Annotated in this window: 8 protein-coding genes and 1 pseudogene; 1 reads left to right on the top strand and 8 read right to left on the bottom strand. The window is 54.3% G+C overall.

Annotated elements, in window-relative coordinates; genetic code table 11:
• Positions 1–211, top strand: a pseudogene (locus AC2VLY_RS04835) (ISKra4 family transposase); the annotation flags it as partial.
• Between the two features lie 73 nt (positions 212–284).
• On the opposite strand, the gene AC2VLY_RS04830 reads toward AC2VLY_RS04835, so the two are convergent.
• The 8 genes from AC2VLY_RS04830 to AC2VLY_RS04795 all read right to left on the bottom strand — a co-directional run.
• A complete protein-coding gene (locus AC2VLY_RS04830) occupies positions 285–842 on the bottom strand; it encodes a hypothetical protein (protein WP_010638931.1) in 558 nt (185 codons plus the stop codon).
• 22 nt (positions 843–864) lie between these two features.
• The gene (locus AC2VLY_RS04825) at positions 865–3,975 is read right to left on the bottom strand and encodes an efflux RND transporter permease subunit (protein WP_486921853.1); all 3,111 of its coding nucleotides are present in this window, start codon (positions 3,973–3,975) and stop codon (positions 865–867) included.
• Positions 3,968–5,347, bottom strand: a complete 1,380-nt coding sequence (locus AC2VLY_RS04820; protein WP_486921852.1) for an efflux RND transporter periplasmic adaptor subunit — start codon at positions 5,345–5,347, stop codon at positions 3,968–3,970. Before AC2VLY_RS04820 ends, AC2VLY_RS04825 begins: the two co-directional genes overlap by 8 nt.
• Positions 5,344–6,561, bottom strand: a complete 1,218-nt coding sequence (locus AC2VLY_RS04815) for a TolC family protein (RefSeq protein WP_486892863.1) — start codon at positions 6,559–6,561, stop codon at positions 5,344–5,346. The genes AC2VLY_RS04820 and AC2VLY_RS04815 overlap by 4 nt, the downstream gene beginning before the upstream one ends.
• Before the next feature lie 715 nt (positions 6,562–7,276).
• Positions 7,277–7,993 (bottom strand): Crp/Fnr family transcriptional regulator, encoded by a 717-nt coding sequence (locus tag AC2VLY_RS04810; protein ID WP_010638924.1) that lies wholly within the window; start codon positions 7,991–7,993, stop codon positions 7,277–7,279.
• 12 nt (positions 7,994–8,005) lie between these two features.
• The gene (locus tag AC2VLY_RS04805) at positions 8,006–8,221 is read right to left on the bottom strand and encodes a hypothetical protein (RefSeq protein WP_010638922.1); all 216 of its coding nucleotides are present in this window, start codon (positions 8,219–8,221) and stop codon (positions 8,006–8,008) included.
• Positions 8,222–8,298: 77 nt separating this feature from the next.
• A complete protein-coding gene (locus AC2VLY_RS04800; RefSeq protein ID WP_486921851.1) occupies positions 8,299–8,616 on the bottom strand; it encodes a hypothetical protein in 318 nt (105 codons plus the stop codon).
• Between the two features lie 81 nt (positions 8,617–8,697).
• The coding region (locus AC2VLY_RS04795) for a cytochrome d ubiquinol oxidase subunit II (RefSeq protein WP_486921850.1) at positions 8,698–9,485 on the bottom strand (788 nt) is incomplete at its 5' end.

Genomic DNA, 9,485 nt, shown 5'->3' with positions numbered 1-9,485 from the left:
AATTTCCACGTCCTTTGTCGAATCCACGGTGAACTATGTGGTCAGTAAACGCTTCGTGAAAAAGCAGCAGATGCGCTGGACCCAACGCGGTGCGCATCTGTTGCTGCAAACAAGAGTGCAGGTCCTGAACGATGACCTACGAAAAACTTTCATCCGCTGGTTCCCTGGGATGAGCACGGATGAGCAGGCGACGCCAAAGGATGCAGCATAAGTGGCTTCAGCCCTCGGAATGGTTCACCCTCCATGTATGGATGCCCCAAAAATTGAGTCCGCATCCCTGCGTCTCATGAGGACATCATTCCCCGCATCATCGCAGGCATACCTTCTTTGACAAAGCGCGTAATCTCACGCGCGTGGGCATGAATCACCTGGATCATTTCCGGATCTGACGACGTTTCTGTCACCGCCACTCCATCCTTGAGATAGTCCAGTTTTCGTTGATATAGCGTTGGATGAGCGAACATGACGGGAACGCTTCGACTGGCCGGATAGGGGAAAGGTTGGTCTTCCGCCAGGCGCTGATACATCTGGGTCACATGCGCCTGGAGTAAAGCAACCGTATGTGGCACGGCCGAAATCGTGACCGCGTGTATCCCATTAGGCAGAAAAGTCACTTTGCGATGCACCTCTGCATGCACCTGGAACAATTCCATCCCGGTACGCATGGGTCCACGATTCTCCGGTGACATCATGGCACGCATGCCTTCGTGGTCAGGCGAATCACCCCCCATCATGTTTCCCATCATACTGCCCATACCCGAGGCACTAGCCCGGTCTGCCTGCACATAACCTGCTATAGCCAGTGCCGATAATATCGACTTCAACAACTGCCTTCTGTTCATGACATTTCTCCTTTTCTGAGTATTACTGCGATCTTAAACGACGCCGTTGCCATAAGGCGTACAGCGCAGGGATAACGAGCAAGGCCAACAGCGTTGCGCTCAACATGCCGCCGATGATAGGTGCGGCAATCCGTTTCATCATATCGGCGCCTGTGCCCTCGCTGAGCATGATGGGCAGCAGGCCCACAACGACCAGGGTAAACGTCATGGCCAGCGGGCGCAGGCGGAGCATACTCCCCTCCATAATCGCCAGCTGCAGATCGTGCCAGTTTTGCAAGGCATCGCGGGCCCGCCGACGCTGCAGGGCCTGGTCCAGATAAAGGAGCATAACTACCCCAAATTCGACGGCCACACCGGCGAGGGCAATAAAACCCACGACCACCGCTACCGAGAGCTTGTAATGAAGTACATAAACCAGCCAGAGGCCACCTACCAGAGAGAATGGTAAAGTGACCAGGACAATAGCCACCTCGACCACATTACGAAAATTGAGATAGAGCAGTAAGGCAATCAGTAACAAAACCATCGGCACGACAATCTGCAAACGCTGATTGGCGCGATGCATACTCTGATATTCGCCGACCCAGTTTACGGTATATCCCGGTGGCAGATGGACCTGATGCGCGAGCATCCGTTTCGCCTTGGCCACATAAGTGCCAATACTCGTCCCCGGTTTCAGATCAATGGTGACCCAACTGTTCAGTTGGCTATCATCACTGGTGAGCATGGCTGGCCCATTGACCATGTCTACCCGCGCCAACTGTGCGAGGGGAATCTGCGCACCATTGGGCGCTGTCACACGACTGTCCATCAGCGCTGAAAGTGATTGCCGACGATCGCGAGGATAGCGCAAATCCACCGGAAAACGTTGCACACCCTCTACGGCCGTAGTCAGAACTTTACCGCCGATAGCCGTTTCCACCAGCCGGTTCACGTCGGCCACTGAAATGCCATAGCGGGCGGCGGCGGCCCGATCCGTATGGACGACGATATAACGTCCGCCGGTTACTCTGGCGGCATATGCGGTCTGGGTACCGGACACTTTTTGGAGCACTGCTTGGACTTTCTGCCCCAGAAGACTCAAGGTGGCCAAATTCTGTCCCGTAATCTTGAGGCCGAGAGGGGTTTGCAGTCCGGTCGTCAACATGTCCACCCGCCCCTTGATGGGTTGTGTCCAGTTATTACTCAGACCGGGAATCTGCAAGGCCTGATTCAGCTGGTCACGCAGTTTGTTCATGCTGATGTGGGCGGGCCAATGATCGGGCTGTTTAAGGGTGACCACGGTATCAAACATGGAAATGGGTGACTGATCGGTGGCGGTCTGCGCCCGTCCCGCTTCTCCAAAAACGGTTTTCACTTCTGGAAAGGTTTTGATAATGCGATCCGTCAACTGCAAAAGCGCCGCAGATTCACCGTAAGAAATGGCAGGATTCTGGGCAACGGGCATATACAGCAGCGTCCCTTCATCCAGGGGCGGCATGAGCTGGGTACCCAGTCTTTGCCAGGGATAAACGAGCGTCGCAGCCACCAGCACGGCCCCGATAACGACCATCCAAGGGGCTTGCAATACGCCGTGTATGACAGGACGATACCACCTCGCTAACACCCGGTTTAAAGGATTCTTTCGTTCAACGGGAATCTTCCCCCGAATAAACCAGGCCATCAGGACGGGCACCAGGGTGATAGCGAGAATGGCGGCGGCGGCAATTGCAAAGGTTTTGGTAAAAGCGAGCGGCGCAAACAATTTACCTTCCTGTCCACTCAGCGCAAAGATGGGCAGAAAGGAAACCGCGATAATCAGTAAGGAAAAAAACAGCGCGGGGCCAACTTCCATCGCCGCTATCCCGGCAGTCTGCCAAGGATTGAGGGCTTCTCCTTTCTCCATATGTTTATGCATGTTCTCGATCATTACCACGGGCGCATCGACCATAATGCCAATCGCAATGGCGATTCCCCCAAGAGACATGATATTCGCCGGTATATCGAGAGCATACATCACGATAAAGGCGCCAAGTATACCGATCGGCAATGCAATCAGGACCACCAGCGCCGAACGGATCCGTAATAAAAACAGCAAAGTCACCAGCAGGACGGCTACACACTCTTCCAGCAGTTTGCCACTGAGCGTCTGAATGCTGCGTTGAATCAGGGGGCGCTGGCTGTAAGTGGTCACTACCTTCACTCCAGCCGGCAGCGAGGCCTGCAAGCTTTTAAGTTTTTGTTGAATCTTTTGTATCAGGGCATTGGCGTTTCCCCCCTGATTCATCATGACAATGCCACCGACCACTTGACCCTGACCATTCAGTTCGGCAATACCACTGGGTAGAACCGGGCCTAATTGTACCCGTGCCACTTGCTGCAGCGTCACGGGCACGCCGTCGCGCACACCAAGCGGGGTCTGTTGTAAATCCTTCAATGAGTGAATGTAGCCGGAGGTGCGCACTATGTAGCGCGACTCTCCCATGTCCACGACGGAACCACTGGTTTCGCCATTGGCCGCACGAATAGCTGCTGCGACCTGTGGCAGGGTGAGGTTGTAGGCCAGCAGACGATTAGGGAAGACAACCACCTGATACTCCTGCTCCATCCCGCCCACCGTCGCGACCTGGGCCACACCGGGAATACCTTGCAAGGCAAATTTCAGAAACCAGTTTTGCAAGGTAGTAAGTTGTGCAAGGTTCAGTGAACCACCGGTATCTGTGAGGGCATATTCATAAATCCAATCCACCCCCGAGCTATTCGGCCCCAGAGCTGGGGTTACCCCGGCTGGTAACTGACCCTGGGCCTGGTTGAGATATTGCAGGACCAGATTCCGTGCCTGATAAATCGGGGTACCCCCTTTGAACAGCACGTAAACATAGGAATCCCCGAACATGGAATAGCCACGTACGGCTTTGGCACCGGGTACTTCCTGCAAAGTCGTTTCGAGGGGATAGGTGATTTGATCCTGAATGATTTGTGGAGCCTGTCCCGGATAAGAGGTTTTGACAATGACCTGGGTCGGCGAAATATCAGGAAGCGCTTCCAGTGGAATGCTCAGGATGGAGAGGACGCCTGCAACGATCACGACCAAGCTGGCAATGACCACCAACAATGGGTTGTTGAGACACCAACGCATCACGGCCTTAATCATGGCTTTTGCCTCCCATATTCATGTTGGCCATGGACGCTGGGGAAGATTTTTTGGGTTTTTCCGATACAGGCGTTGACCGGTTCTTTGCCACAACGGGCGGCGCAGACTCCACTCGGGCAGTATTAGCGCCCAACATGCGCGCCCGTACGGATTGGAATTGAGATTCGGAATAGAGCAGGAACTGCGCACTTTCCACAACCCGATCGCCTGGCCGGAGGCCCTTTGGGATAGCTACCCATCCCCGGTACGCTGGCCCTAAGCGGACTTGTACCGGTAGGAAATGCCCATAACCCTCGCAGAGCATCACGAAATCGCCCTGAGAGCTATGCAGTACGGCGCTGCTTGGTACGGCCAGCGACTTCTCAGGGCGGGCTAGAATAGTGGCATCCGCGTAGGTGCCGGGGCGGAGTTTCCCCTCCGGATTGGGAACGCTCAGGCGTGCTGTAACCGTCCGGTTTTGGGGATTCAGCGTCGGATACAGGAAGCTCAAAGACCCTTTCCAGCGCACCTCCGGGTAAGCAGGTAAATGCAGGCGGGCAGAGTCACCCGTCTGTATCCAGGGTAACTGATAGGTGTAGAGCGCCACGTTCACCCAAACCCGGTCGAGATTGGCAATTTGATAAAGTTCGGTCTGCGGTGCGATATAGCTGCCCTGATGCACGTTGAGCGTCTCGATGACGCCAGAAGCCGGCGCCCTTAATGCGACATCCCGCTCAGCATGACCGTGCAGGGCGAGTGCAGTAATCTCGTTTCTGGACATCCCGAGTAATTGCAATTTCGTCTGAGCAGCCGCCAGCAGGGCGGGATCTGCCGTTCGTCCCTGTTGGCGCCGCGCAATGAGATACTCCTGCTGGGCACTGTATAATGCCGGAGAATAAATCTCGGCAAGCACCTGACCGCGTTGCACCGTGTCCCCCACCGCCCTGACACGCAACTGTTCCACCCAACCAGAGAAGCGCGGGTTCACTGAATATACCCTGTTTTCGTCCACAGCCACGGTTCCTACGGTGTGAATGACGTGACCCATCTGCCGTTCCTGAACCTGTACAAGACGGACCCCCAGGTTTTGCGCCATCTGTGAATTGATATGCAATCCCGAGGGCTTTTGTGCATTGGTACCGGGAGCGTAGACCGGGATATAGGCCATGCCCATGTTGTCTTTCATCGGGTGATTCGAATGAATCTTGGGATTCATGGGGGAAGCCCAATAGAGAATATGGCGCTGGTCGCTGCTGTTGTTCGGGGAAGGCCGTTGGCTTTTGGTGAGATTCGGCACGGCACTGGGCGTTCGTAACCACCAAGCCCCGCCGGCACCCAACGCTACACCCAGCGCAAGGAGACCCACAGGGAGGGTCCATTGACGGAATTTCATGACGTTGTCCTCCCTTGCGTGGTGAGGAAATCCAGCTCCGCGACGCTCAGAGCGAGATCACGGCGGTACTGCAGACGGGTCAGCGCATAGCGCAATACCGCATTTTGGGTGCGCAACACCGCATCCATGTGGGCCTGTCCCGAGGTGTAAGCAGCGAGTGTCGCTGAAAATGCCTGCTGTGCCTTGGGCACTAGACGCTCATCGGTCCGTGTCCATTCTTTTTTCAGCGCAGTATAGCGGGCGAATGTGCTGCGCAGCTGCTGGATCAGCGCTAAATGCTGGTCGTCAAAACGATATTGGGCCTGCAGCGCCCGCGCTCGGGCGGCGTCCACATTCTGATCCTGCCGGTCTTCCGGAAAGATGGGCAGGCTCAGGTTGACGCCTACAGACAACCAGTTCGGACTGCCCGGATAGAAATCCTGACCATAGGCAGCACTGACGGTAACATTGGGCCAATAGCTCCGTTGAGCGACTTGTACCCCGATTTGCGCAGCGCGCGATTGCGCCTGTGCAGAGCGCAAGAGAGGCTGCCCCAAAAGACGGGTTTCTGCGGTACGCAAGGTTTTGGGCGACGGGAGATGCGGCCATCGGTTTTGTATGGAAGGTGGCTGCGATAGATTCAGGATCTGGGCAATTTGTGCAAGATAGCGCGTTCGTTCGGCTTGTAATTTGCTGATGTCATTCGCAAGATCGTCTCGTGCCAGTTGAGCCCGGAGTACATTGGCCTCCGATCCCCTTGCAGATCGGTAGAGCGCCAGTGCGGCCTGCACGCTCTCGGCTTGCAACTGTTCCTGATGCCGGACCGTCATTATGGCTTTGTCGGTATAGAGCGCTTGCAGCCAGGCGCGGCGTAACAACAACACTAATTCGGCGGACTGGCCTTGCAGGGTATCCGTAGCTGCTGCAGCTTCCACGCGTGTTTGTCGACCTTCCAGCCCCAGTTTACCGAAGGAGGGAAAAGTCTGACTCAGCCCCACACTCAGCATACTCATCTGCTGCTGGTTCATAGAGAAACTGTTGAGGGGTAAATCTTCAGCACCCAGAGACAAATGCGGATCAGGCAACTGGGCTACGGATACGGCCTGATGTTTTAATTCTACTATTTTCTGGGTCAGCGCGCCGAGCCCCGGATTTTGACGCAAGGCAATGGCTTGCGCGTTCTGCAAACTTAACGGCTCAGCGCATGCTGCGGCCGTTGAAAAGCACAGTAACATCCCGGCCAAGAGCCGTATGCTGTTCTTGGCTGATAATCGTTCCAATAGATTGGCATCCATGAAAATCTCCATAGCAAATCAATGACATTTCTCCTTTTAAAAAAGGAGTGCCTGCTTGCTGAGGAGAACTTAAATGGTCAATCGTACGTGAAGCAGCGGAGGTGGATGGTAAGAGGGTTCAGGGGAAAAAAGACCGGGACGATCCTTCGCAACGAACTGAGAGTAGGTCCATGTCACGGATCCAATCCACACGGGAGTCGGGACAGAAATTCCAGAAAAGCGCAATCCGCCAGGCGCATGCGTCTGTGCACAGATGGCCATACACTGACTACTCATTGCTTCGGAATGAGGATCCATCATCCGCATGTCCATGCCGGTGTTATCCCGGCAACAGGGCATGTTCGCCATGGACATCCCCATCATGGACATCCCGTGCATTTCAACACAGGATATGCCCTGTGGCATCGCCACCGCAGCATTGCTCATCCAGGTTCCAATAAGGAACAAGGACAACATTGCCAGCGAACGAAAGTAGCGGCGAAGCTTTAACATAATTCGACCATGAGATCCCAATTAGATAAACGATGACAACCTTTGAGAAAAAATGCAAATGATGAGGTTGCTGTTATTCTTCATTTTTGAAATGGTTGTACCTGATTAAGAACCACCTCAATCAAGGAGCGGTGTACAGCCTTCATCAACCATTTAGAACCCATCAATGCATACCGCTGGCAATTTTTCGTAGCGACGCGCGCTGAACCATAATGCGCTGACCGGATTCACGCAGATATCCGTGTCTCTTGAAATCCGCCATGACTCTCGAAACATGCGCAGAAGAAAGCCCGAGATAACCGGCAATCTCTTTACGCGCCATCGGGAAAGGGACCCAGGCGCCATCGGGGAACACTCCGCACCAGTGGTATAAAAATGCCGCCAGGCAGGCATCGGCCTTCCCTGCTCCCACTTCCACAATATGGAATTCAGACTCTTCCAGGGCTCTCTGCCAGCGCTCCAGCAATGCGCCTCGCACATGAGGGAGGTCTTCTGACAAACGGTTTAATTCCGATATATCCAGCAAACATAAATCAGCGGCATCTAATGTTGTGGCGGTATGCGGGTATCGGGGATGTGCATGATTCAAGCCCTCAAATCCCAACAGATCGCCATGACGCAATAGCCGAACAATTTTTTCCACCCCATGAAGCGGTGATTCCAGACTGAGTTTGATGACACCAGACCGCAAGGTAAACGCATGGCGGGCGCTTTCGCCCTGATGGTAAAGCACTTCCCCAGCAGGCAGATGAATATCCTGTACGGTCATCCCCAGATTGTCTAATTCTTGCACAGTGAGCCCTGCAAAAATGCTCAACTGGCGCATGGGACAAAGCTGACAATCTGACTGGCCCGTCAGATTCCATGACGCTGAATGCATGAGATACTCCTGTTAGGCGATGCTGTCGGCATCCTCCAATTCCCAGAGCGGGATCTGGTTATCAGAGGCATCGGTTACCCAACGTCGCGCATAAATGCTGCGTTGGGCAGCCAGCTCATTCAGAATACTCTGAATACGGTTCATCGTCAGGTGCAGGGTACAAGCCATCTCTATGCTGGTCATCGGCCCGCCACGCAGGCAGTTCAGAATACGATTCGTGTCTTGCATTATGAGGATATCTCCCGATGTCGTGTCAGGTTGTGCGCCATCCTGTATGCGCTGGTATGAAAATCCCTCCATGGCATTCAGCTCGTGTACAGCACGGGATAAGCTGCCCGGTTTGCCTTTTTATGCAGCAGATTTTGCCGAAAAATGTGAAAGAAGCGCTGATAACGCGATAATTCCTGCTCCATCAGCAAGCTATGATCGGACACCTTTTTTTGCGACTGGTTATCAAACACCTGCTCTTCATTCAGGGTGCTGAGTTCTGCGCGTAGCGCATACCATTGTTCATTGACCAGATCGTGGCGTGTTTCCAGTACATCGAGAATATCCAGAATGGCACGGGCATCGAGCTGCGCTTCGGGTTCGCCCTGAACCGTTAAAGAAGATCTGATTTTCATAAATAACTCCATGAATAGTTTCCGTCTGTTACACAGGAACTGGGGAAAGGGCAGCGAAAAGCCTGCCCTTCCCTTCCGGTTTCAATGACCGCCGTAACTGGCCATTTTTGTGGTACGACCCCGGAACACCCAGATTTGATAAGCGTTGTACATGATCATGATGGGTACAAACCCGGTCATGAACAAGGTAAACACGGCAATGGAGTTGGCCGGATTGGCGGCCGCCTGGATAGTCCAGGTTTCCGGAACAATGTAGGGAAACATCGTAGCCCACATGGCAAACCACAGGAGAACCACCACCCCTTCACCCCATAGCAGGGCGGCGAAGTCTTTTTGCATGGAGTGGTTCATCATGGATTTAAAGGCAAAGAACAGGACCACCAAGAGCCAGATGGCCCATACCCACCAATAAGGACCGGTCCATTTTGCCGCTGCCCAGGGGAATATGGCATAGGACCATACCAGCGTCACGACGATTGCCGCTAAGGCCAAATAGGAAAAAAGGGTGGTCCAGCGCTGTGCCTTGACGTTGATCGGATCGCCTTTTTCAAAGCGTGCACTCAGGTAAAGACCGCCTGCCAGTCCGGCCGCGATGACCGCGCCAAAACCGGTGAAGATACTGAAAGGGGTCAGAAAAGTGAGGGCCGTCCCGGTAAAATGGGGAATGGGCGAATTGACAAACAGGCCCGGAGCCCCTTTGGCCATGGCCGCACCGGCCTTCATGGGGAAGCCCTGCAAGGTCGCCCCCAAAGCCACGCCCGCCCCGAAAGGCGCCATAAAACTCCCGACGGCAAAGGCCCAACCCCAAAAGCGCTTGCTTCCGGTTGCATGGACATGAAACTCAAAGGCTACAGCCCGCGAAATGACGC

Source organism: Acidithiobacillus sp. TH-A36 (assembly GCF_057473445.1).
The sequence above is the reverse complement of the archived record's forward strand: the minus strand, read 5'-3'. Positions and strand labels throughout refer to the sequence as shown.